19 protein-coding genes are annotated in these 23223 nt (G+C 66.8%); 16 read left to right on the plus strand and 3 right to left on the minus strand.

Features of this window, described 5'->3' with window-relative positions; translation table 11 throughout:
• The first annotated feature begins 87 nt into the window (after positions 1 to 87).
• The 15 genes from FVD38_RS06755 (at position 88) to FVD38_RS06825 (ending at position 17029) form a co-directional block, all read left to right on the plus strand.
• On the plus strand, positions 88 to 297 hold the full coding sequence (locus tag FVD38_RS06755; RefSeq protein ID WP_123070176.1) for a cold-shock protein: 210 nt from the start codon (positions 88 to 90) through the stop codon (positions 295 to 297).
• 301 nt (positions 298 to 598) lie between these two features.
• A complete protein-coding gene (locus FVD38_RS06760; RefSeq protein ID WP_147934114.1) occupies positions 599 to 1870 on the plus strand; it encodes an MFS transporter in 1272 nt (423 codons plus the stop codon).
• A gap of 32 nt (positions 1871 to 1902) precedes the next feature.
• Positions 1903 to 3279, plus strand: coding sequence for a NarK family nitrate/nitrite MFS transporter (locus FVD38_RS06765; RefSeq protein WP_147934115.1), 1377 nt, complete (start codon positions 1903 to 1905; stop codon positions 3277 to 3279).
• A gap of 130 nt (positions 3280 to 3409) precedes the next feature.
• Positions 3410 to 7165: a nitrate reductase subunit alpha gene (locus tag FVD38_RS06770; protein ID WP_147934116.1), complete on the plus strand. Its 3756-nt coding sequence runs from the start codon at positions 3410 to 3412 to the stop codon at positions 7163 to 7165.
• Positions 7162 to 8718, plus strand: coding sequence for a nitrate reductase subunit beta (gene narH, locus FVD38_RS06775; protein WP_147934117.1), 1557 nt, complete (start codon positions 7162 to 7164; stop codon positions 8716 to 8718). Before FVD38_RS06770 ends, narH begins: the two co-directional genes overlap by 4 nt.
• Before the next feature lie 15 nt (positions 8719 to 8733).
• Positions 8734 to 9393 carry a nitrate reductase molybdenum cofactor assembly chaperone gene (gene narJ / locus FVD38_RS06780; RefSeq protein ID WP_123070171.1) on the plus strand — a complete coding sequence of 220 codons (660 nt, stop codon included), beginning with the start codon at positions 8734 to 8736 and terminating at the stop codon, positions 9391 to 9393.
• A gap of 13 nt (positions 9394 to 9406) precedes the next feature.
• The gene (gene narI, locus FVD38_RS06785) at positions 9407 to 10090 is read left to right on the plus strand and encodes a respiratory nitrate reductase subunit gamma (RefSeq protein WP_123070170.1); all 684 of its coding nucleotides are present in this window, start codon (positions 9407 to 9409) and stop codon (positions 10088 to 10090) included.
• A gap of 11 nt (positions 10091 to 10101) precedes the next feature.
• The gene (locus FVD38_RS06790; RefSeq protein ID WP_147934118.1) at positions 10102 to 10854 is read left to right on the plus strand and encodes a peptidylprolyl isomerase; all 753 of its coding nucleotides are present in this window, start codon (positions 10102 to 10104) and stop codon (positions 10852 to 10854) included.
• A 15-nt stretch (positions 10855 to 10869) separates the two neighbouring features.
• A complete protein-coding gene (locus FVD38_RS06795) occupies positions 10870 to 11274 on the plus strand; it encodes a ribonucleotide reductase subunit alpha (protein ID WP_147934220.1) in 405 nt (134 codons plus the stop codon).
• A 75-nt stretch (positions 11275 to 11349) separates the two neighbouring features.
• Positions 11350 to 12387 carry a ubiquinone anaerobic biosynthesis protein UbiU gene (gene ubiU, locus FVD38_RS06800; protein WP_147934119.1) on the plus strand — a complete coding sequence of 346 codons (1038 nt, stop codon included), beginning with the start codon at positions 11350 to 11352 and terminating at the stop codon, positions 12385 to 12387.
• 4 nt (positions 12388 to 12391) lie between these two features.
• Positions 12392 to 13279: a U32 family peptidase gene (locus tag FVD38_RS06805; protein ID WP_123070167.1), complete on the plus strand. Its 888-nt coding sequence runs from the start codon at positions 12392 to 12394 to the stop codon at positions 13277 to 13279.
• A gap of 32 nt (positions 13280 to 13311) precedes the next feature.
• Positions 13312 to 13800 (plus strand): ubiquinone anaerobic biosynthesis accessory factor UbiT, encoded by a 489-nt coding sequence (gene ubiT / locus FVD38_RS06810; protein ID WP_147934120.1) that lies wholly within the window; start codon positions 13312 to 13314, stop codon positions 13798 to 13800.
• A 9-nt stretch (positions 13801 to 13809) separates the two neighbouring features.
• The gene (locus tag FVD38_RS06815) at positions 13810 to 14181 is read left to right on the plus strand and encodes a putative zinc-binding protein (RefSeq protein WP_123070165.1); all 372 of its coding nucleotides are present in this window, start codon (positions 13810 to 13812) and stop codon (positions 14179 to 14181) included.
• Between the two features lie 89 nt (positions 14182 to 14270).
• Complete coding sequence (locus tag FVD38_RS06820) at positions 14271 to 16754, plus strand: adenosylcobalamin-dependent ribonucleoside-diphosphate reductase (protein ID WP_147934121.1); 2484 nt, start codon at positions 14271 to 14273, stop codon at positions 16752 to 16754.
• Between the two features lie 29 nt (positions 16755 to 16783).
• Positions 16784 to 17029, plus strand: a complete 246-nt coding sequence (locus FVD38_RS06825) for a hypothetical protein (RefSeq protein ID WP_147934122.1) — start codon at positions 16784 to 16786, stop codon at positions 17027 to 17029.
• Positions 17030 to 17047: 18 nt separating this feature from the next.
• On the opposite strand, the gene FVD38_RS06830 is transcribed toward FVD38_RS06825, so the two are convergent.
• Positions 17048 to 17638: a nitroreductase family protein gene (locus tag FVD38_RS06830; protein WP_147934123.1), complete on the minus strand. Its 591-nt coding sequence runs from the start codon at positions 17636 to 17638 to the stop codon at positions 17048 to 17050.
• A gap of 270 nt (positions 17639 to 17908) precedes the next feature.
• Between FVD38_RS06830 and FVD38_RS06835 the strand changes: the two genes are divergently transcribed.
• On the plus strand, positions 17909 to 18709 hold the full coding sequence (locus FVD38_RS06835; RefSeq protein ID WP_147934124.1) for a cysteine hydrolase family protein: 801 nt from the start codon (positions 17909 to 17911) through the stop codon (positions 18707 to 18709).
• A gap of 1 nt (position 18710) precedes the next feature.
• Here the strand turns inward: FVD38_RS06835 and FVD38_RS06840 are convergent, their stop codons facing one another.
• Positions 18711 to 21098: a PepSY domain-containing protein gene (locus FVD38_RS06840; RefSeq protein WP_147934125.1), complete on the minus strand. Its 2388-nt coding sequence runs from the start codon at positions 21096 to 21098 to the stop codon at positions 18711 to 18713.
• The gene (locus FVD38_RS06845) at positions 21098 to 23203 is read right to left on the minus strand and encodes a TonB-dependent siderophore receptor (protein ID WP_147934126.1); all 2106 of its coding nucleotides are present in this window, start codon (positions 23201 to 23203) and stop codon (positions 21098 to 21100) included. Before FVD38_RS06845 ends, FVD38_RS06840 begins: the two co-directional genes overlap by 1 nt.
• Positions 23204 to 23223: the final 20 nt, after the last annotated feature.

Raw genomic sequence — 23223 nt, forward strand, 5'->3', positions numbered from 1 at the left:
CCGTTTGATTCCCTCCCGTTACACCTTTTCTTGGTCAAATGTGCATCCGAGCAATCTTGCTCAATTTAATGCAAAAGGAATTATCAAATGACTACCCAAACCGGCACCGTAAAATGGTTCAACGATTCCAAGGGCTTCGGCTTCATCGCTCCTGATGCAGGCGGCGCCGATTTATTCGCGCATTTCCAGGATATTCAATCCGAAGGTTTCAAGAGCCTGTCCGAAAACCAGCGCGTGTCCTTCGTGCGCTCGACCGGACCTAAAGGCGATAAAGCAGGAAACATCCTCGCCATCTGATCTGAAAGCCCAGCGGCGGCGCGCACCACGCAGATAGCGTGGGCGAGGCTGCCGCAGGCTGCAAGCACCTGAAAGCCCGCCTTCCGGCGGGCTTTTTGCATGGCGCCGCCCATCGCACTGTCGCTCCGGGCGCAAACCGGCCCTACTCCCTAGTGTCTAGCTTCCCTCCCGTCCCATAGCCCATCCGGCCGACTTTCCTTAGGTCGTTATTGCTGCCGCCAGCCCACCTGTGGCGAATGGCCGCGCACGCCCGCATTCCCTAACCTTGGTGGTAGTCGTCCCACCACCCAAGGAGAAAAACATGGGAACCAATAACCATCGTGACAGGCGCCCGCTCGCGGTCCTGGTCAGCAGCACCTTCGCCTTCACGATCTGCTTCGCCATCTGGATGATGTTCGCCGTGCTGGGCATCCCGATCAAGACCCAGCTCGGCCTCAATGAAACCGAATTCGGCCTGCTGGTCGCCACGCCGGTCCTCACCGGCTCCCTGATCCGGGTGCCGCTCGGGATCTGGACCGACCGTCATGGCGGGCGCATCGTGTTCTTCCTGCTGATGCTGGCCTCCGTGCTGCCGATCTGGATGATCGGCTACGCCACCGAATTCTGGCACTTCCTCGTCTGCGGCCTGTTCGTCGGCCTGGCCGGCGGCTCGTTCTCGGTCGGCACGCCCTACGTCGCGCGCTGGTTCAAGCAGGAGCGGCGCGGCTTCGCGATGGGTGTATTCGGCGCTGGTAATTCCGGCTCGGCCCTGACCAAGTTCGTGGCCCCGGCCATCATCGCGGCGTGGGGCTGGCAGGCCCTGCCCCACGCCTACGCGGCCCTGATGCTGGGCACCGCCCTGCTGTTCTGGTTCTGCTCCTACTCCGATCCAGCGCACAAGGCGCCCACCGGCGTCACCTTCGCCCAGCAAATGAAGGTGCTGAAAGACCCGCGCGTGTGGCGCTACTGCCAGTACTACTCGGTGGTGTTCGGCGGCTACGTGGCCCTGGCCCTGTGGATGACCAAATACTACGTCGGCGAATACGGCTTCGACCTCAAGCTGGCCGCCCTGCTGGCCGCCTGCTTCTCGCTGCCGGGCGGCGTGCTGCGCGCGCTGGGCGGCTGGATCTCGGATAAATACGGCGCCTATAAAGTCACCTGGTGGGTGATGTGGGTGTGCTGGGTGTGCTTCTTCATCCTCTCGTATCCGCAGACCAGCATGACGATCCAGACCGTCGAGGGCAGCATGGGCCTGGACATCGGCCTCGGTCCGATCCTGTTCACCGCGCTGCTGTTCGTGGTCGGCGTCGCCATGGCCATCGGCAAGGCCTCGGTCTTCAAGTTCATCTCGGACGACTTCACCGACAACATCGGCGCCGTCTCGGGCGTGGTTGGCCTGGCCGGCGGCCTGGGCGGCTTCATCCTGCCGATCATGTTCGGCGCCGTGGTGGACCTCACCGGCATCCGTTCCAGCTCCTTCATGCTGCTCTACGGGACCGTCTGCGTCTCGCTGGTGTGGATGCACTTCTCGTTCAAGCCCGGCCGCCAGGACACCCCGGCGGCCCAGGCGGCCCCGCTCAAGCGCGCGGCCTGACATCACCCTACTAACACCATCTGGAGAACAACGTGAGCCGCTATCTCATCTCGACCTGGGAACCCGAGGTTCCCGCCTTCTGGCAAAGCCAGGGCAAGGCCACCGCCAACCGCAACCTCTGGATCTCGATCCCGGCCCTGATGCTGGCGTTCGCGGTCTGGATGGTCTGGAGCGTGGTCGTGGTCAACCTGCCGAACATCGGCTTCACCTACAGCACCAACCAGCTGTTCTGGCTGGCCGCCGTGCCCGGCCTGTCCGGCGCCACGCTGCGCATCTTCTATTCCTTCATGGTGCCGATCTTCGGCGGGCGCAAATGGACCGCCATCTCCACGGCCTCGCTGCTGCTGCCGGCGATCGGCATCGGCTATGCGGTCCAGGACCCGTCCACCGGCTATCCCACCATGCTGGTGCTGGCCCTGCTGTGCGGCTTCGGTGGCGGCAACTTCGCCTCGTCGATGGCGAACATCAGCTTCTTCTTCCCCAAGGCGCAAAAGGGTTACGCCCTCGGCATGAACGCCGGCCTCGGCAACCTGGGTGTGTCGGCGGTGCAGTTCGTGGTGCCGCTGGTGATCACCGCCGCCGTCTTCGGCGGCGACCCGCAGACCTGGACCCGCGCCGGCGTGGTCAAGGAGATGTGGCTGCAGAACGCCGGCTTCATCTGGGTGCCCTTCATCGCCCTGACCGCGCTGGCCGCCTGGTTCGGCATGAACGACCTGGCATCGGCCAAGGCCTCGTTCGCCGAGCAGGCCGTGATCTTCCGGCGCAAGCATAATTGGCTGATGTGCTGGCTGTACGTGGGCACCTTCGGTTCCTTCATCGGCTATTCGGCCGCCTTCCCGCTGCTGACGACCACCCTGTTCCCGCAAGTCGACCCGCTGCAGTACGCCTTCCTCGGTCCGCTGGTCGGCGCCCTGGCGCGCGTGGCCGGCGGCTGGATCTCGGACAAACTGGGCGGCGCGGTGGTCACCCTGTGGACCTTCGTGGCCATGATCGGCGCCGTGATCGGCGTCCTGCAATTCCTGCCGCTGCAAGGCAATGCGGGGAATTTCTGGGGCTTCTTCTGGATGTTCATGGTGCTGTTCGCCTGCACCGGCGTGGGCAACGCCTCGACCTTCCGCATGATCCCGGTGATCTTCCTGACCCTGCACCAGCGCGCCGCCAAGGGCAAGCCCGAGGCCGTGCAGCAGCAGGCACTCGTCAACGCCAACAAGGAAGCCGCTGCCGTGCTGGGCTTCACCTCGGCGGTGGCGGCCTATGGCGCCTTCTTCATCCCCAAGAGCTACGGCACCTCGATCGCCCTTACCGGCAGCCCGGGCGCGGCCCTGTGGTGCTTCATCGGCTTCTACGCGACCTGCATCGCGATCACCTGGTGGTACTACTCGCGCAAAGGCGCCGAGATGCCTTGCTAGTTTTTCATTAGATCGAAAGGACTAGTCGGTCTAGTCCCGATGCGACGGCACCGACCGACTTCCTGCGAATACCCGGCGTCGCAGCGCAAACCTACACTGGTTCCAGGCTGTACGCACCAATGGAGAAATCATGAGTCACTTTCTGGACCGCCTGAATTTTTTCGGCAAACCGAAGCAAACCTTCTCGAACGGCCATGGGGCCGTGGTCGAGGAAGACCGCACCTGGGAAAACGCCTATCGCCAGCGCTGGCAGCACGACAAGATCGTGCGCTCGACGCACGGCGTCAACTGCACCGGCTCGTGCAGCTGGAAGGTCTATGTCAAGAACGGCCTGATCACCTGGGAAACCCAGCAGACCGATTACCCGCGCACCCGTCCCGACCTGCCCAACCACGAACCGCGCGGCTGCCCACGCGGCGCCAGCTACTCGTGGTATGTCTACTCGGCCCAGCGCGTCAAGCACCCGATGGTGCGCGGCCGCCTGATGCAGATGTGGCGCGAAGCGCGCAAGACCATGGATCCGGTCCAGGCCTGGGCCTGGGTCAGCCAGGATCCGGAGCGTGCGCGCAGCTACAAGTCGATCCGCGGCCAGGGCGGCTTCGTGCGCGCCAAATGGGACGAGGTCAACGAGATGATCGCCGCCGCCAACGCCCACACCATCAAGGAATACGGGCCTGACCGCATCATCGGCTTCTCGCCGATCCCGGCCATGTCGATGGTGAGCTATGCCGCCGGCACCCGCTACCTGAGCCTGATCGGCGGCGTGGCCATGAGCTTCTACGACTGGTACTGCGACCTGCCGCCGGCCAGCCCGCAAGTCTGGGGCGAACAGACCGACGTGCCGGAATCGGCCGACTGGTACAACTCGACCTACCTGATGGTGTGGGGTTCCAACGTGCCGATGACCCGCACCCCGGACGCCCACTTCTATACTGAGGTGCGCTACAAGGGCACCAAGACCGTGGCCGTGTCCTCGGACTTCGGCGAGATGGCCAAGTTCGGCGACATCTGGCTGGCCCCGAAACAGGGCACCGACGCCGCGCTGGCGATGGCCATGGGCCACGTCATCATGAAGGAATACCACGCCACCGGCAAATCGGCGTACTTCAATGAATACGCCAAGCAGTACACCGACTTCCCGATGCTGGTCATGCTCAAGGAAAAAGACGGCCGGCTGGTGCCCGACTACTTCCTGCGCGCCTCGCACCTGGCCAACAACCTCGACGAGACCAATAACCCCGAGTGGAAAACCCTGGTGCTCGACCAGTCCACGGGCAAGATCGTCGCCCCGAGCGGCTCGATCGGCTTCCGCTGGGGCGAGACCGGCAAGTGGAACCTGGAGCAGAAGGACGGCAGCTCGCGCGCCGCCATCGATCCGCAGCTGTCGCTGCTGGACGCGCACGACGACATCGTCAGTGTCGGTTTCCCCTACTTCGGCGGCAAGGATGCCGACGACCTCCTCGAGCGCAAGGTGCCGGTGAAAAAGGTCACCCTGGCCGACGGCACGCAAGCCCTGGTCACCACCGTGTTCGACCTGTCGATGGCCAACTACGGCGTCGACCGCGGCATCTGCCCGAATACCCCGAAGAGCTATGACGACGACCTGCCCTATACCCCGGCATGGCAGGTCAAGCATACCGGCGTCAAAGCGCTTGATGTGATCACCGTGGCGCGCGAGTTTGCCGACAACGCCGACCGCACCCGCGGCAAGTCGATGGTGATCGTGGGCGCCGCCCTGAACCACTGGTATCACATGGACATGACCTACCGCGGCATCATCAATATGCTGATGATGTGCGGCTGCATCGGCCAGAGCGGCGGCGGCTGGTCGCACTACGTGGGCCAGGAAAAGCTGCGTCCACAAACTGGCTGGACCCCGCTGGCCTTCGCGCTGGACTGGAACCGTCCATCGCGCCAGATGAACTCGACCTCGTTCTTCTACGCCCACACCAGCCAGTGGCGCCACGAGAAGCTGAACACGTCCGAGATCCTGTGCCCGACTGCCGACGGCGAACGGGCCGAGATGTCCCTGCTCGACTACAACGCCAAGGCCGAGCGCATGGGCTGGTTGCCATCGGCGCCGCAGCTCGAGACCAATCCGCTCGACGTCGTCAAGGCCGCCGAAAGCGCGGGCGAGGATCCCGTCAAGTACGCCGTCGACCAGATCAAGGCCGGCAAGCTGAATCTGTCCTGCGACGACCCGGACAATCCAAAGAACTTCCCGCGCAATATGTTCGTGTGGCGCTCCAACATCCTGGGCAGCTCGGGCAAGGGCCACGAGTACTTCCTGAAGTACCTGCTCGGCACCCAGAACGCCCTGATGAGCGACGAAGACGATTGCGTCAAGCCGCGCGACGTCAAGGTGCGCCCTGCCGCTGAAGGAAAGCTCGACCTGCTGGTGGTGCTCGACTTCCGCATGTCCACCACCTGCCTGTACGGCGACATCGTGCTGCCGACCGCCACCTGGTACGAGAAGGACGACCTGAATACCTCGGACATGCACCCCTTCATCCACCCGCTGTCCGAAGCCGTGCAGCCGCTGTGGGAATCGAAGTCGGACTGGGAAATCTACAAGGGCATCGCCGCCAAGTTCTCCGAGATCGGCGGCGCCCACCTGGGCATCCAGAAAGACCTGGTGCTCACGCCGCTGATGCACGACACCCCGGGCGAACTGGGCCAACCCTTCGATCCGAAGGACTGGCGCGCCGGCGAGTGCGAACCGATCCCGGGCAAGACCATGCCGAGCATGACCGTGGTCGAGCGCAACTACGCGGACGTCTATAAAAAATTCACCTCGGTCGGACCGCTGCTCGAGAAAGTGGGCAACGGCGGCAAGGGCATCGGCTGGAAGACCGGCCACGAAGTCGAGGTCCTGCGCGGCATCAACCGCACGGTGCTGGCCGATGGCGTGTCGAAGGGCCAGCCGCGCCTGGACACCGCGATCGACGCCGCCGAGATGATCCTGTCGCTGGCGCCCGAGACCAATGGCCACGTGGCGGTGAAAGCCTGGGATGCGCTGTCGAAGATGACGGGGCGCGATCACACCCACCTGGCCATCCCGCGCGAGCACGACAGCATCCGCTTCCGCGACATCCAGGCGCAGCCGCGCAAGATCATCTCGTCGCCCACCTGGTCGGGCCTGGAAAGCGAGGAAGTGAGCTACAACGCCTGCTACACCAACGTCCATGAACTGATCCCATGGCGCACCCTCACCGGCCGCCAGCAGTTCTACCAGGACCACGCCTGGATGCGCGACTTCGGCGAGGGATTGTGCGTGTACAAGGCCGCGATCGACACCAAGACCACCGACGCGCTGCTGAATGCACGGCCGAACGGCAACAAGGAGATCGCGCTGAACTTCATCACGCCGCACCAGAAGTGGGGCATCCACTCCACCTATTCGGACAATATGCGGATGCTGACCCTGTCGCGCGGTGGTCCCCACGTGTGGCTGTCGGAAATCGACGCGAAGAATGCCGGGATCGAGGACAACGACTGGATCGAGGTGTTCAACGTCAACGGCACGCTGACTGCGCGCGCCGTGGTGAGCCAGCGCGTCCCGGAGGGCATGACCCTGATGTACCACGCCCAGGAAAAGATCGTGAACGTGCCGGGCGCCGAGCTCTCCAAGAAACGCGGCGGCATCCACAACTCGGTCACCCGCGCCGTCACCAAGCCGACCCACATGATCGGCGGCTATGCCCAGCTGTCGTACGGCTTCAACTACTACGGCACGGTCGGCTCGAACCGCGACGAATTCGTCCTGGTGCGCAAGATGCGCGACGTGGAGTGGATGGAGGGCGCACGCGACGAGTCGCGTCCGAACGGCGATCCCGGCGTCAAGGCACGGCCAGAGGCGGTTGAGAACAACAGGAGTCAAGCATGAAGATCAGAGCACAAATCGGGATGGTCCTGAACCTGGACAAATGCATCGGTTGCCACACCTGCTCGGTGACCTGCAAGAACGTCTGGACCAGCCGCGACGGCGTCGAGTACGCCTGGTTCAACAACGTCGAGACCAAGCCGGGCATCGGCTATCCCAAGGAATGGGAAAACCAGGACAAGTGGAATGGCGGCTGGAGACGCAATGCCGCGGGCAGGATCGAACCGCGCCAGGGCTCGCGCCTGAAAATCCTGGCGAACATCTTCGCCAACCCCAACCTGCCGGCGATCGACGAATACTACGAACCGTTCACCTACGACTACGAGCGCCTGCAGAACGCGCCCCTGAGCGAAACCCCGCCCACCGCGCGTCCGGTATCGGTCCTGACCGGCAAGAAGATGGACAAGATCGAGTGGGGCCCGAACTGGGAAGATGACCTGGGCGGCGAGTTCGCCAAGCGCAGCAAGGACAAGTTGTTCGACAATGTGCAGAAAGAGATGTACTCGACCTTCGAGAACACCTTCATGATGTACCTGCCGCGCCTGTGCGAGCATTGCCTCAATCCCGCTTGCGTGGCGTCCTGCCCTTCGGGCTCGGTCTACAAGCGCGAGGACGACGGCATCGTGCTGATCGACCAGGACAAGTGCCGCGGTTGGCGTATGTGCATCTCGGGTTGCCCATACAAGAAGATCTACTACAATTGGTCGTCGGGCAAGGCCGAGAAGTGCACCTTCTGCTACCCCCGCATCGAGGCCGGCCAGCCGACCGTGTGCTCCGAGACCTGCGTGGGCCGCATCCGCTACCTGGGCGTGCTGCTGTACGACGCCGACAAGATCGAGGCCGCGGCCTCGGTGGCCGACGAACAGGACCTGTACGAATCGCAGCTCGGCCTGTTCCTCGACCCGCACGACCCCGAGGTGATCGCCGAAGCCCGCCGCCAGGGCATCCCGGACGCGTGGCTGGAGTCGGCCAAGCGCTCGCCGGTGTACAAGATGGCGGTCGAGTGGAAGATCGCCTTCCCGCTGCATCCCGAATACCGCACCTTGCCGATGGTGTGGTACATCCCGCCGCTGTCGCCGATCCAGGCCGCGGCCGAAAGCGGCAAGATGGGCATGAACGGCATCCTGCCCGACACCCGCAGCCTGCGCATCCCGGTGCGCTATCTCGCCAACCTGCTCACCGCTGGCAAGGAGGCCCCGATCGTCCACGCGCTCGACCGCATGCTGGCGATGCGCGCCTATATGCGGGCAAAGACAGTGGATGGCAAGCCCGACCTGAACGTGCTGGGCCAGGTGGGCCTGTCCCAGGAGGTGGTCGAGGACATGTACCACATCATGGCAATCGCCAACTACGAAGACCGCTTCGTGATCCCGAGCAGCCACAAGGAGATGGCCGAGGACAGCTTCAACGACAAGGGTTCGTGCGGTTTCTCGTTCGGCAACGGCTGTTCGGATGGCGTCAGCGACGCTTCGCTGTTCGGCAAGAAGAAGCAGGGTTCGACCCACTTCGTCTCGATGCCGAAGTCGCGCAAGAAAAAAGAAGCCGAGCAGGCCTGAAACAAGGGACACATCATGAAACACTACCGCATCCTTTCCGCCCTGCTGCTCTACCCCGAGCCGGAGCTGGTCGCCGCGCTGCCCGAGATGGAAGCCGGCCTTGACGCCAGGCCCGGCATGCGCGCCGCCCTGCGGCCGCTGCTGACCCATCTGGCGAACGAAGACCTGATCACGCTGCAGCAGTACTACGTGCAGACCTTCGACCGCACGCCTTCGCACTCGCTGCACCTGTTCGAGCACATCCACGGCGAGTCGCGCGACCGCGGCCAGGCCATGGTCGACCTGATGGAGGAATACAAGAAGCATGGCCTGCAGATGGAGGGCGACGAACTGCCCGACTTCGTGCCGCTGTTCCTCGAGTTCCTGTCCCAGCTCGAAGGCGAGCTTGACGCCGGCCCGCTGCTGGGCGACGCCGTCCACGTGCTGGCCCATATCGGCAACAAGCTGGCGGCCAACGGCAACGTCTACGCCTGCGTGTTCGACGTGCTGGAACAGCTCAGCCCCGTGCTGGCGGAGGAACTCTCCGAACCGCCGATCAAGGACATGGACGAGGCGCTCGAGACCTTCGGCCCCGGTGCCGATGGCGTCGAGCCGCTCCTCAAGCACGCGCCAGGTGGCGCGCAACCGATCAACTTCTACCCGCAAGGCGCGCACCGCGCCCCGGTATCCGCCTGAACAGGAGACCATCATGGACTACGTGAACCAATTCTTCTTCGGGATCTATCCCTATATCGCGCTGGCGATCTTCCTGCTCGGTAGCCTGATCCGCTTCGACCGCGAGCAGTACAGCTGGAAATCCGAATCGACCCAGGTGCTGCACCGGGGCAGCCTGCGCTGGGGCTCGGCGCTATTCCACATCGGCGTCATTGGCCTGTTGTTCGGCCACGCCGTCGGCCTGCTCACCCCGGTCTGGGTATGGGACACCATGGGCATTGCCCACAGCACCAAGCAGATCGTCGCCATGGCCGGCGGCGGCGTGATGGGCCTGATCTGCCTGGTGGGCATCACCATGCTGCTGGTGCGCCGCTTCACCTCCGACCGCCTACGCCGCGTCACCACCTTCAAGGACAAGATCGTGCTGCTGTGGATCCTGGCCACCCTGCTGCTGGGCCTGGGCTCGATCTTCACTTCCTTCGACCACCTCGACGGCGAGACCATGGTCAGCCTGATGCGCTGGGCCCAGCACATCGTGACCTTCCGCGGCGACGCGGCGTCCTATGTGGCCGAGGCCCCGATCGTCTTCAAGCTGCACCTGTTCATGGGCATGTCGCTGTTCGTGATCTTCCCATTCACCCGCCTGGTGCACGTGTGGAGTGGCTTCGGCGCCCTGGCTTACCTGGGCCGCGCCTTCCAGCTGGTCCGTCCACGTTAAGGAGCTGCATCATGGGACTGTCCGTCAACGGCGTCGACATCGACGACCACGTCATCGAACGCGAACTGGCGCACCACCAGCATGCCGACAATCCGCTCAAGCAGTCGGTGCACGAAGTGGTGCTGCGCACCCTGCTGCTGCAGGAAGCCGACCGCCTCGGCCTGTGCATGCTGGGCGAGGACGAAGACGCGTGCATCGAAGCGCTGCTGGCCAGCGAAGTAAAGGTGCCGCAGGCCGACGATGCCGCCTGCTCTCGTTACTACGCCGCCAATCCACAGCAGTTCACCAACGGCGAACTGGTCGAGGCGCGCCACATCCTGTTCCAGGTGACGCCCAACGCGCCGCTGGAACTGCTGCGCGAGACCGCGGACGCGGTGCTGGCGACGCTCAAGGCGGCGCCGGAGCGCTTCGACGAACTAGCGCGCCAGTACTCGAACTGCCCGTCCGGCGCCGTCGGCGGCAGCCTGGGCCAGCTGGCGCGCGGCCAGTGCGTGCCCGAATTCGACGCTGTCGTGTTCCGCCTTGAACAAGGCCGGCTGGCCGAGCGCCCGGTCGAGACCCGCTTCGGCCTGCACATCGTGCAGGTGCAGCGCCGGGTCGCGGGTCGCCTGCTGCCGTTCGAGGCGGTGCGCGAGCGGATCGCCGACTACCTGGCTACGGCGGCCTGGCAACGCGGCGTGCACCAGTACCTGCAATTGCTGGTGGGCCGCGCCGACGTCCAGGGCGTCACGCTCGAAGGCGCCGCCACGCCGCTGGTGCAGTAAGGGGGCGACTTGACCATGCAGATCACCGACTTCAACGATTTTCTCCTGGCCGCACGCACCCAGGACGAGCCGCAACGGCTGCTGTTTGTGTTCGCCGCGCGCGAGCTGCCACTCAACCATACACCGGGCCAGAAGAAGCGTTTCGAGGCCGGCCAGGGAGGCGCGCTGGCGCCCGTGATGTGCGTCGACAAGGCAGTCGACGAACTGCCGGACTTCGCCACGCTGGCGCGCGAATCGCAGCAGACCGGCCAGCCATGGGACGTCGCCTTCGTCGCCGCCCTGCCGGGCATCGACGGCGCCCTGCCCACCGCTCCGGATGTCGAACGCGCGCTCAAGATGATGATCGATGCCGTGCACCGCGGCGCCATCGAACGCTTCCTGGCGTTCGATGCCGATGGCAAGGTGCTGCGGCTCACGTAGTCCTTGAACCAGTTCAATGCGCCCGGAACCCCGGGTCGCTACAGTCACGGCACGCACCATCAACCTGCATCGCCCATGACACCGACACCTGCCGAACTCCCCGCCACCATCCGCCCACCCATTGAACTGGTCTGCCCCGCCGGCAGCCTGCCCGCCCTCAAGGCCGCCGTCGACAACGGCGCCGACTGCGTCTACCTCGGCTTTCGCGACGCCACCAATGCCCGCAACTTCGCCGGCCTGAACTTCGGCGAGGATGCCATCCGCGCCGGGATAGACTATGCCCACCGGCGCGGCCGCAAGGTCTTCCTGGCCCTGAACACCTATCCCCAGGCGGCCGGCTGGGACGCCTGGCGCGCCGCCATCGACCGCGCCGCCGACTTCGGCATCGACGCCGTCATCCTGGCCGATCCCGGCCTGATGGAATACGCGGCGCGCGTACACCCCGGGCTGCGCCTGCACCTGTCGGTGCAGGGTTCGGCCACCAACCTGGAAGCCATCGACTTCTATCACCGCCACTTCGGCATCGTACGCGCGGTGCTGCCGCGCGTGCTGTCCCTGAGCCAGGTCGAGCACCTGATTGGCCGCACGCCGGTCGAGATCGAGGTGTTCGGCTTCGGCAGCCTGTGCGTGATGGTCGAAGGCCGCTGCCAGCTGTCGTCCTATGTGACAGGCGAATCGCCGAATACCCACGGCGTCTGCTCGCCGGCCAAGGCGGTGCGCTGGCAGCACACACCCAAGGGACTGGAAGCGCGCCTGAACGAGGTGCTGATCGACCGCTACGACGATGGCGAGCACGCCGGCTATCCGACCCTGTGCAAGGGCCGCTTCGACGTCGGCGACGAGACCTATTACGCGGTCGAGGAGCCGGCCAGCCTGAACACGCTCGAGATCCTGCCCCAGCTGGCCGCCCTCGGCGCACGCGCGATCAAGATCGAGGGCCGCCAGCGCAGCCCGGCCTATGTGGCCCAGGTGACGCGGGTCTGGCGCGAGGCGATCGACACCTGCCTGTCGGGCCAGCGTTTCTCGCTCAAGCCAGCCTGGATGGCGGAGCTCGACAAGGTGGCCGAAGGCCGGCAGCACACGCTGGGCGCCTATCACCGTCCCTGGAAATAAAAATATGAAGATCTCTCTTGGCCCCATCCAGTACTACTGGCCGCGCGCCACCGTGTTCGCCTTCTACGAGGCGCTCGCCAACAGCCCGGTCGACATCATCCATCTCGGCGAAGCCGTATGCTCGCGCCGCCATGAACTGCGCCTGCCCGACTGGCTGGCCCTGGCTGAGCTGCTGCAGGGGGCCGGCAAGCAGGTGGTGCTGTCGACCCAGGTGCTGATCGAATCCCATTCCGACCTCGGCGCCATGCGCCGCGTCGCCGCCAATGGCCGCTTCCTGGTCGAGGCCAACGACATGGGCGCCGTCAACTGCATGAGCGGCCAGCCCTTCGTGGCCGGCCCGCACCTGAACCTGTACAGCGCCCAGTCGCTCGACATCGTGGCGCGCCTGGGCGCCACCCGCTGGGTGATGCCGCTCGAGATGTCGCGCACCGGCCTGGCCGCGCTGCTGGCAGATCGCCCGGACGGCCTGGAGACCGAGGTATTCGCCTATGGCCGCCTGCCGCTCGCCTTCTCGGCGCGCTGCTTCACCGCGCGCCAGCGCAACCTGCCGAAGGACGACTGCCGCTTCAGCTGCATCGAGCATCCGGACGGGCTGGTGATGCAGACCCGAGAAAAACAATCCTTCCTGGTGCTGAACGGCATCCAGACCCAGTCGGCGCTGGTCTACAACCTGGTGGGCGAGCTCGATGCCATGCGCGCCATGGGCGTGGACGTGGTGCGTCTCAGCCCGCAAGCGAACAATATGCCCGCCATCGTGGCCCTGGTGCGCGCCGCCCTGGACGGCGCCATTGCCCCTGGCGATGCGACGGCGCGCATGGCGCCCCTGATGCCGGCCGAAGCCTGCGACGGCTTCTGGCATGGCCGGCCGGGACTCGAGCGCATCGCTGCCTGACCCGCCGCCTGACCACACGACAAGGAACCACCATGCACCCTGAATCGCATCCCCTGCCCGCGCCCGTCAAGCGTCTGCTGTCGCTGCTGCCGGCCGCCCCCGGCTCGCGCCTGTTCGCCACCGCACTCAACCTCGCGCTGGTGCGCCACCTTCCCGACGACGTGCGCGCCGCCCTGCGCGGCAAGCGCCTGCGCCTGTGCGCGCCGGATGCCGGCCTCGCCTTCGACTTCGTCTGGAACGGCAGCGCCTTCGGACCGGCCGCGCGCAGCCAGGCGCCCGACCTCACCATCAGCGCCAGCCTGCACGACTTCGCCCAGCTGGCGGCGCGCAAGGAAGATCCGGACACCCTGTTCTTCAGCCGCCGCCTGCTGATGGAAGGCGACACCGAACTCGGGCTGACGATCAAGAACACGCTCGACGCGATCGACGGCCCGGTGTTCGACCCGGCCCGGCTGGCGCCGCACCGGGTGCTGGCGTCGCTCATCCCGCGGCGCCCCGGCGCCCCGCCCCATCCCCATTGAAAGGCCATCATGGACAAGTCGACTTTTCCCATCGTGTACTCGTGCTCGGGCTGTTCCAGCGCCGCCCAGACCGCCAACCAGGTCGCCCTCGAACTGGACCGCATGGGCGTGGCCGAGATGTCCTGCATCGCCGGCATCGGCGGCGACGTCAAGCCGATCCTCAAGCTGGCGCGATCCGGCCGGCCGCTGGCCGTGATCGACGGCTGCCCGCTGCTGTGCGCCCGCAGCTGCCTGGCGCGGCACGGTATCGAGCCGGACCTGCACTGGCAGCTGGCCGAACACGGCGTCAAGAAGCGCTTTCACCATGACGTCGATCCGGACCAGGCGCGCACGATGACGGCGCTGATCGCGCAAGACCTGGGAACGCTGTCGGAATCTTGAACCGGTTTAAGGCGCCGGGCGCCCGAAGCGCGGATAGTGGACGAACACCTAACCCACAGGATCGAACGATCCACGATCCGTAGAATTCGATGAACGCCAAAGACCACCTGTTTACCGCGGCCATGCCTCCACAAGAGGTATCGACCGACGTCCTGCGCGAAAAATACGCGCGCGGCCTGGAAACCTCGATCGAGGAAGTGCGCGCCCGCGTGGCGCATGCGCTGGCAAGCCATGAGCCGCAAGCCCTGCGCGCCGAGATGGAGCAGCGCTTCCTGTGGGCCCAGGAACACGGCTTCGTGCCGGCCGGCCGCATCAATTCCGCCGCTGGCCTGGGCATCAAGGCCACCCTGATGAACTGCTTCGTGCAGCCGGTGGGCGACTCGATCACCGGCGACACCGACGGCCTGCCCGGCATCTATACGGCGGTGGCGGAAGCCGCCGAGACCATGCGCCGCGGCGGCGGCGTCGGCTACGATTTCAGCCCGATCCGCCCGGCCGGCAGCCTGGTCAAAGGCACGCACTCGCGCGCTTCCGGCCCGGTGTCGTATATGGAAGTGTTCGACGCTTCCTGCCGCACGGTCGAATCGGCCGGCGCCCGCCGTGGCGCCCAAATGGGCGTGCTGCGCATCGACCATCCCGATATCGAGCGCTTCATCGCCGCCAAGGACGGCGGGGCCTTCAGCAATTTCAACCTGTCGGTGGGCGTCAGCGACGCCTTCATGGAAGCGGTGCTGGCCGACGAAGCCGTCGAGCTGGTGCACCGCGCCCCGCCGGCCCAGGACGCCATCGATGCCGGCGCCTTCCAGCGCGACGACGGCCTGTGGGTCTATCGCAGCGTGCCGGCCCGGACGCTGTGGGACAAGGTGGTCGGTTCGACCTACGACCACGCCGAGCCGGGCGTGCTGTTCATCGACCGCATGAACGCGGAGAACAACCTGTACTGGTGCGAGCGGCTGGCGGCCACCAATCCCTGCGGCGAGCAGCCGCTGCCACCGTATGGCTGCTGCGATCTCGGTTCGCTCAACCTGACCCGCTTCGTCAGCCAGCCCTTCACCCCCGGCGCCGCCTTCGACTTCGACACCATGCGCGAAGTCGCCGCGATCGGCGTGCGCATGCTCGACCTGGTGCTCGACGCCAACCAGTGGCCGCTGCCGCAACAGGCCGAGGAAGGCGCCAGCAAGCGCCGCATCGGCCTGGGCTTCATGGGCCTGGGCAGCGCCCTGGTGATGCTCGGCCTGCGCTACGACGCGCCGGAAGGCCGCGCCATGGCGGCCTGCATCGCGCGCGAGCTGCGCAACGCCGCCTATGCGGCCTCGATCGCGCTGGCCCGCGAGAAGGGTCCGTTCCCGCTGTTCGACGCCGAGCGCTACCTGGCCGGCCAGTTCGTCGCCCGCCTGCCGGATGCGCTGCGCGAAGACATCGCGCGCCACGGCATCCGCAATTCGCACCTGCTGTCGATCGCGCCGACCGGTACCATCTCGCTGGCCTTCGCCGACAATGCCTCGAACGGCATCGAGCCGGCCTTCTCCTGGGTCTACCAGCGCCGCAAGCGCATGCCGGACGACTCCATCCGCACCTATGAAGTGGCAGACCACGCCTGGCGCCTGTATCGTCACCTCGGTCTCCAGGCCGACGGTGAGCCGCTGCCGCCGCAATTCGTCACCGCGCTCGAGATGTCGGCGCTCGACCACCTGCGCATGATGGAGGCGGTGCAGCCTTATGTCGACACGGCGATCTCGAAGACCGTCAACGTGCCGGCCGATTATCCCTATGCCGAATTCAAGGACCTGTACACCGAGGCCTGGCGCGCCGGCCTGAAAGGCCTGGCTACCTACCGTCCCAACAGCGTTACCGGCAGCGTGCTGAGCGTGGAAGCGCCGGCCCCGGCCTCGACGTCGCCCGCACCGTCGGACGACGATCCGCTGCGCAAGCGCTTCGAGTCGCGCCCGCTGGGCGAGCTGGAATCGCTCACCTCGAAAGTCGAGTACACGACCCAGGAGGGCAAGAAGGCGGTCTACCTGACCATCAGCTTCCTGCGCGTCGAGGGCCTGCACGACGGGCGCCCGGTGACCATCGAGCGTCCCTTCGAATTCTTCATGCCGGCCAACCAGCGCAGCGACGGCCACCAGTGGATCACCTCGACCATGCGCCTGCTGTCGCTGGCGGCGCGCGCCGGCAGCCCGGTAGCAAAGGCACTGGCCGACATGCGCGAGGTGGTGTGGGAGAAAGGGCCGGTGCGCTGCGGCCACCTGGTCCGCGAGGACGGCGTGCAGGTGCCGGTCTACCACGATTCCGAAGTGGCGGCGATCGCCTTCATGTTGCAGCGGATGCTGATCCGGCGCGGCTTCCTGGACACCTGGGGCAACCAGGTGCCGGTCGACCAGCTCGACTGCGCGCTGGCGGCGCGCGCGGCGGACCATGAAGAAACCATGCCGGCGCCGCTTGCCGAAAACATCGCCGCCGAGCCGCGCACGGCCGCCGCCAAGTGCCCGGAATGCGGCGCCCGCGCCCTGCACAAGGTCGACGGCTGCGCGCGCTGCGCCGAATGCCATTACATCGGCAGCTGCGGCTGACCGTTCATCGCCACCGAAAGGATCCAACCATGGAACACCGACTGCAACTGGACGCCGCGCTGGACCAGCCCGGCGCCGACCACATCCTGTACTGGCTGCGCGCCATCCCCGGCGTGAACGCGGTCGAGGCCAATGCCGGCGCCAGCCACGTAAGGGTCCTGTACGACGGCGACCTGACATCGTCGCGCGAGATCGACATCACGGCCACGCGCGCGGGCTTCCCGGTGCGCCAGGCGCGCGCCGGCGGCTGTTGCGGCGCCTGCGGCGGAGGCTGACCGCGCCGCAGTCAAAGATCAGATGCTGCTCAGGTAATCCGCCGCGTCCGGCCTTGGGCGCGGCGGTTTTTCAATTCCCGCCGTACCCAGGCCGATGAAGCAGATCGCGCGCTCGTGCGCTTCCAGGCGCAACAGGCGCCTCATGCCCGGTGCGTCCATGGCGGCGCCGCTGGCCAGACCGGTCGCGAAGCCGGCGGCGCCGGCCGCGAGCAGCAGGTTCTGCAAGGCGCAGCCGAGCGAGACCAGCTTCTCGGCCACGGGAATCGCCTTGGCCGCCGTATCGTCGCGCAGCACCGCCACCAGCAGGCAAGGCGCACGCTGCGCCTTGTCGCGCGCGGTGGCCAGCGCTTCTTCGCCACAGCCGGGGTCGCGCTCGGCCAGGGCTTCGGCGAACACCTCGCCCAGGTCGGCGCGCCGCTCTTGCGGGATGAGCACGAAGCGCCACGGCCGCAGCAGGCCATGGTCGGGCGCATGCGCCGCCGCTTCGACCATGCGTTCCAGCGCTTGCGCATCTGGCCCCGGCGCGTGCAGGCGCCGCAAGGTGAAATTGCGGCGCGCCGCCACGAGGGCCTGGAAATCGCCGCCGGCGTCGGATTCGGGAATGTTCATGCGCGCAGTATAACGAGAGCGGCGCCAGCCTGCAGATGCCGTATGGCGTAGTTCGAATGGCTACCGTCGCCATGCGCGCCCAGCCTGCGGAATGCGGGCGTTGGGTCAGTCTCCGGCGTCACCTCAAGCCACGTCCGAAAACTTATTCTTACCACGTTTTCGGCCACAAATGCCATCCAGAATCAGGGGGATGCCAGGCTCGCCAAATGTGGGCTGGCGAGCCATGCGCGGCAACGATGTAATGGAGGTCCATCCACAAGGAGAACCCTGATGACCACCAAACCATCCACCATCGGCCGCGCGCTGGCCTTCGTCCTGGCCGGCACCCTGACCGGCGCCCTTTTCGCCACCGGCGCTGCCGCCCAGATCCCCGCGAAGTACACCGATCCCGCCAAGCCGGCCCTGCCCGATCCGGGCATGCAGCTCGACCTGAAGCGCACGGCGCTGGTCGTGATCGATCCGCAAATCGACTTCATGAGCGCCAAGGGCGCGGCCTGGGGCGTGGTCGGCGAAAGCGTCACCGAGCAGAACCTGGTGCCGAACCTGACCAAGCTGTTCAAGGCCTCGAAGGCGGCCGGCATCGTGGTGTCGATCTCGCCGCACTATTACTACCCGCACGACCACGCCTGGAAGCACGGCGGCCCGGCCGAGATCTTCCAGCACAAGATCAAGATCTTCGACCGCCCGAGCGCCCTGAGCCTGGACGGTTTTCGCGGCTCCGGCGCCGACTTCATGCCCGAGTTCAAACAGTTTATCGAGGACGGCAAGACTGTCGTCGCCTCGCCGCACAAGCTGTACGGCCCGCAGTCGAACGACCTGATGCTCCAGCTGCGCAAGCAGGGCGTGGACAAGATCATCCTGGCCGGCATGCTGTCGAACCTGTGCGTGGAGTCGCACCTGCGCGAATTCCTCGAGCGCGGCTTCGAGGTGGCCGTGGTGCGCGATGCAGTCGCCGGCCCCAAGACGCCGGAAGGCGACGGCTACGCCAGCGCGCTGGTCAACTACCGCTACATCGCCAACGCGCTGTGGACCACCGACCAGACCGTGCAGCGGCTCCAGGGCGGCAAGTGAATCAGTAGACGTCGCGCCGGTAGCGCCCCGCGTCCATCAGGCGTTCCAGTTCCGCCCGTCCCAGGATGGCGGCCAGCGCCTCGTCCACCGCCCCGGCCATGCCCTGCAGGCTGCCGCAGACGTGGATCGTGGCGCCGTCGTCGATCCAGCGGCGCAGCACGTCGGCGCGCGCATGCAGGCGGTCCTGGACGTATTCGGGCCCCGGGTCGCGCGAAAATACCAGGTCGAGTTCGGGCAGCATGCCTTCTGCCCGCAGGACCGCCAGCTCGGCGTCGCATACGCTATCGAAAGCGCGCTGGCGCTCGCCGAACAGCAGCCAGTTGCGGCCCCGCCCCATGCCGGCGCGGCTGCGCAGATGGCCGCGCAAGCCGGCCATGCCCGAGCCGTTGCCGATATAGATGCAGGGCCGGTCGTCGCCAGGTGCATGAAAGCCCGGATTGGCGACCAGGCGCGCGCGCACCGATCCGCCGACCGCCAGGTGTTCGGTCAGCCAGCCGGAGGCCAGGCCGAGGCCGTGTTCGTGACGCTGCTGGCGCACCAGCAGCTCCACCGCGCCGTCCTCCTGCACGCTGGCGATCGAATAGCGGCGTGGCGCCGTCGGGGCCGCGGGAACAACGATCTCGAGCAAGTCGCCTGCCTGCCAGCTGGCCTCGAGGCCTGGCCGCAGGGCGATTTCGTACAGCGGCGCGCCCTGGCTGCCCGGGTTGAGCAGGCGCCTTGAATGAAGTACCCAGTCATACAGCGGTGCGGCCTCGCCGGCTGGCGGCAGCTCGCCCGCGCTGGCGCCAAGCCCGCCCAGCGCATGCATCCAGCGTCCCAGCGCCGTTTCGTCGCCCTGGTCCACTTCGATCAGCGGGAACAGCGGCTTGCTGCCCAGCGCCTGCAGGCGGCGGTCCAGTGCATGCCCATAGCCGCAGAAACGCGCGTAATTGCGGTCGCCCAGCGCCAGCACGGCGAAGCGGCAGCCATCAAACATGGACTGCCATGCCTCCAATTCGCGGCTGAAGCGCCGTGCGGAATCGGGCGCCTCGCCTTCGCCGAAGGTACTGGCCACGAACAGCGCCTGCCCGTAGCCGGCCAGGTCGCCCGGCGCCAGCGCCGACACGGCGCGCAGGTCGACCGCGCGGCCGCCGGCGCGCAAGGCGCCGGCGCTGTGCAGCGCGATCCGTTCGGCCTGGCCGCCCTGGGTCGCAAAGGCCACCAGCACCGGCGCACCGCTGGTGTCCGTGCCGGCTTGCGCCGCCAGGCTGCGCTCGCGCGCCAGCGCACGCTTCTGGCGCCGGCGGCCAAGATACAGCATCCAGCCGGTGATCGCGAAGCCAGGCAAGGCCAGGCTGGCGAGCATCATGACGATCCGTCCCGGCAAGCCGAAATACGTCCCGGTTTGCAGCGGACGGATGGTGGTCAGGGCACGCTGGCCGGCGTCCTTGTCGGCATGGCGTTCGTCCTGGCGCACCGCGCCATCGTCGCCGAGGGTCATCCGGTTGCGCGCGCGGTCGTGCGGCGCATCCTGTGCAAGCCAGGTCAGTTGATAGGCGCCGCTCCCGCGCTCCGGCAAGCGGATGGTGGCGCTCGACCAGTCGGGCGCCGTCGACACGAAAGTATTCCAGGCCGGCGCCAGACCGCCCTCGCCCCGCGTCGTGGCAGCGGACCTGGCTTCGCGCGGCTGTGCTGACGGTGTGCCGGCCCAGTCCTGCAAGGTGCCGCGCACGATATCGAAACTCCAGTAAAGTCCGGTGCCGGCCACCACCAGGTAGGCGACCAGGGCCCAGGTGCCGGCGATCGCATGCAGCGCCCACAGGAAGGATCGGCCGCGCAGCGAGGTGTTGAAGGTCAGCCAGCTGCGCCAGTCTTTCTTGCGCGGCCAGCGCAAGTACAGGCCGCTGAGCGCCAGCCCGACCAGGCACAGGGCCAGGATGCCGAGCACGATGCGGCCCGGCGCGCGCGGCAGCAGCAGCCAGCGGTGGGTCGAATCGACGAACTGGAAAAAGGCCGCGCCGCGCACGGCGGGCAGCATGTCGCCGCTATACGGATGGACATGGATCTCCAGGCCGCGCCGCTCACCTGGCGGCGGGGCGAAGCGTACGCCGACGGTGCTGCCGGGCTGCGCCTCGAATGTGAGACTGGCGACCCGTTCACCGGGATGGGCCTGGCGGGCCGCGCGCAGGATCTGTTCCGGCTCCAGGCGCGACCGCTGTTCGACCGGGACGGCGAACACGCCGGGATTGATGGCTTCGACAATCTCGTCCTCGAAAGCGAGGATGGCGCCGGTCAGGCCGATCACCGCCAGCAAGGTGCCGGCCGTGATGCCGACGAACCAGTGCAGCTGGAACCAGACCTCGCGCATGGTCGGCAGGCGCCAGCGCCGTGGCGAATTGGGCGCCGCCATCACAGGTCCACCTTCATCGACAGCTTGACCAGGCGCGGCAGGCCAGCCGACAGACGCGTACCCGCTCCCGCCCAGTACTGCTTGTCGGCCGCATTATCGATATTGAGCTGCCAGGTGGTGCGCTTGCCGAAAGCCTGCGTGGCATAGCGCCCGCCGGCGCTGAACAGCGTGACGCCGCCCAGCCAGGCCTGGTTCAGGTCATTCACCGGGCGCTTGCCCGTGTAATAGGCGCCCAGGGTCAGCGACAGGCCGGGCACCGCGTCCAGGTCGTAGGCCAGGAAACTGCTGGCGGTGCGGCGCGCCGCGTTCTCGGGCAGCTTGCCGTCATAGGCGGCGCCGATGTCGCGGAATTCGGGATCGAGCACCTGGGCCGAACCCTGCCAGGACAAGCGACGTGTGAGGCGCCCCTGCGCCGACAGCTCGACGCCGCGATAGCGCTGCTCGCCGTCGGCGGTGAACACGTTGGCGGCATTGGTGTAATAGCCGGGACGCTCGATGTCGAACAGCGCCAGCTGGGTCAGGAGGCCGCCGCCGCTGCGCCAGCGCGCGCCGATCTCCTTCTGCTTGCTCACGCCCGGCGCCATGCGGGTGCCCTCGTTGGCGCTGCCGGCCGGCGCCGCCTCGCCTTCCTCGAGCCCTTCGGCCATCGAGGCATACAACGAGAAGTCGTCGCGGGCGCGCCAGATCACGGCCGCCATTGGCGTGGTCTCGCTCACGTCGTAGCGGTTGGCGCCCTGGCTGCTCTGGTAGTCGACCCGGCGCACCCCGCCGATCAGCTGCCACTGGCCCAGCTGGATGCGGTCGACCAGATACAGGCCCTTGTCGCGGCTATCCAGCGCGGCCGTGGTGGGCCGCGTCGGCACGGCGCCGAAGCTGGCGTTGCGGATCGGGACCGGATCGTACAGGTTTTGAAAGGGGACCGTGTAGGTGGACTGATAGACCGGCGCCTGGCCCTTGTCGGTGCTGCTCACGCCGAGCGTCAGGTCGTGGCTCAGCGAGCCGGTCGAGAAGCGCCCGGCCAGCTCGGCGCGCAGCATGTCGGAGTCGACGTCGGCGAACTGGGAGTTGCCGGTGATGCGGCCGGCGCCGCCGGCGACGCTGGCCGCGCTGTCGAAGCGGAAGATCGGCAGGTTGCGCTCGCGCCCGGTCTCGGCGTGCCCGGCCTCCAGGGTCAGGGCCCAGTCCTGGCTCAGGGCGATGTCGGCGCGTAGCTGGGCATTGTGCGAACGGGTTTCGAAACGCGCCCAGTCCGGGCCGATCAGGCGCCGCGGATCGACCGGCCGCGGCAGCGCGATGACGCCGCCCACCACCGGCGGCAGGTTGATGCCGGCCTGCTCGGTCACGCGCCGCTTGTCGTATTCGAGATCGGCGCGCAGGCGTACCCGCTCGCTCAGGCGCCAGTCGAGGGCGACCGAGCCAAAGCCGCGATTGCCGTTGCCGACGCCGTCGAGGTGGGAGCCGAGCGTGCCGCCAGCCACGTTGACGCGCACGCCGAATTCCTGGCGCTGCCCGAAGCGGCGCGCCACGTCGGCGCTGGCGACGGCGGAGCCGTTGTCGTCCAGGGTCAGACCGACCGTGTTGACCGGCGCGCTGCCGGCGCGCTTGGTGACGAAGTTGACGACGCCGGCCGGCGAGGTGAAGCCGTAGTACAGGGCGGTGGCGCCCTTGAGCACCTCGACCCGTTCTTTATTCTCCATCGAGACCTGGCCGAAGTTCATCAGCGGCAGCGAGCCGTTGAGGCGGTAGTTGGTGCGGTTCTCGACCGCGATGCCGCGGATGACCAGCTGATCCCAGGTATCGCCGCCATTTTGCTGGCGCGTGACGCCGGCCGTGTTGCGCAGCGCGTCGTACAGGCCGGCGGCAGCCTGTAGCTCGAGCACTTCGCGCGTGATCACGTTGACGGTCGAAGGCACGTCCATGACGTCCGAACCACGGAAGCTGCCCGCCTCCACGGTGTTCGGCATGAAGCCCTGGGCCCGGGTGGCGGTGACGCGCACCGCCTGCATGTCTTGCTCGTCAGTCTCCTGCGGCGCCGCGAAGACAGGGAAAGCGTGAGACAGCGCAAGGACGATCAGGAGCGGACGACGGGACACGGGCGTGAGCATGGCATGCGGAATTCATGAAC

Origin of the sequence: Massilia arenae, from assembly GCF_008014745.1 — a bacterium.
In the GTDB taxonomy this organism is placed as follows: domain Bacteria; phylum Pseudomonadota; class Gammaproteobacteria; order Burkholderiales; family Burkholderiaceae_D; genus Telluria; species Telluria arenae.

Bases quoted from the DNA above. Each gene is read 5' to 3' on its own strand.
- FVD38_RS06755 (WP_123070176.1), top strand. From the start codon at position 88: ATGACTACCCAAACCGGCACCGTAAAATGGTTCAACGATTCCAAGGGC.
- FVD38_RS06795 (WP_147934220.1), top strand. From the start codon at position 10,870: ATGCAGATCACCGACTTCAACGATTTTCTCCTGGCCGCACGCACCCAG.
- ubiU (WP_147934119.1), top strand. From the start codon at position 11,350: ATGACACCGACACCTGCCGAACTCCCCGCCACCATCCGCCCACCCATT.
- narI (WP_123070170.1), top strand. From the start codon at position 9,407: ATGGACTACGTGAACCAATTCTTCTTCGGGATCTATCCCTATATCGCG.
- FVD38_RS06815 (WP_123070165.1), top strand. From the start codon at position 13,810: ATGGACAAGTCGACTTTTCCCATCGTGTACTCGTGCTCGGGCTGTTCC.
- narJ (WP_123070171.1), top strand. From the start codon at position 8,734: ATGAAACACTACCGCATCCTTTCCGCCCTGCTGCTCTACCCCGAGCCG.
- narH (WP_147934117.1), top strand. From the start codon at position 7,162: ATGAAGATCAGAGCACAAATCGGGATGGTCCTGAACCTGGACAAATGC.
- FVD38_RS06845 (WP_147934126.1), bottom strand. From the start codon at position 23,203: ATGCTCACGCCCGTGTCCCGTCGTCCGCTCCTGATCGTCCTTGCGCTG.
- FVD38_RS06820 (WP_147934121.1), top strand. From the start codon at position 14,271: ATGAACGCCAAAGACCACCTGTTTACCGCGGCCATGCCTCCACAAGAG.
- FVD38_RS06770 (WP_147934116.1), top strand. From the start codon at position 3,410: ATGAGTCACTTTCTGGACCGCCTGAATTTTTTCGGCAAACCGAAGCAA.
- FVD38_RS06830 (WP_147934123.1), bottom strand. From the start codon at position 17,638: ATGAACATTCCCGAATCCGACGCCGGCGGCGATTTCCAGGCCCTCGTG.
- FVD38_RS06840 (WP_147934125.1), bottom strand. From the start codon at position 21,098: ATGGCGGCGCCCAATTCGCCACGGCGCTGGCGCCTGCCGACCATGCGC.
- FVD38_RS06790 (WP_147934118.1), top strand. From the start codon at position 10,102: ATGGGACTGTCCGTCAACGGCGTCGACATCGACGACCACGTCATCGAA.
- ubiT (WP_147934120.1), top strand. From the start codon at position 13,312: ATGCACCCTGAATCGCATCCCCTGCCCGCGCCCGTCAAGCGTCTGCTG.
- FVD38_RS06825 (WP_147934122.1), top strand. From the start codon at position 16,784: ATGGAACACCGACTGCAACTGGACGCCGCGCTGGACCAGCCCGGCGCC.
- FVD38_RS06835 (WP_147934124.1), top strand. From the start codon at position 17,909: ATGACCACCAAACCATCCACCATCGGCCGCGCGCTGGCCTTCGTCCTG.
- FVD38_RS06805 (WP_123070167.1), top strand. From the start codon at position 12,392: ATGAAGATCTCTCTTGGCCCCATCCAGTACTACTGGCCGCGCGCCACC.
- FVD38_RS06760 (WP_147934114.1), top strand. From the start codon at position 599: ATGGGAACCAATAACCATCGTGACAGGCGCCCGCTCGCGGTCCTGGTC.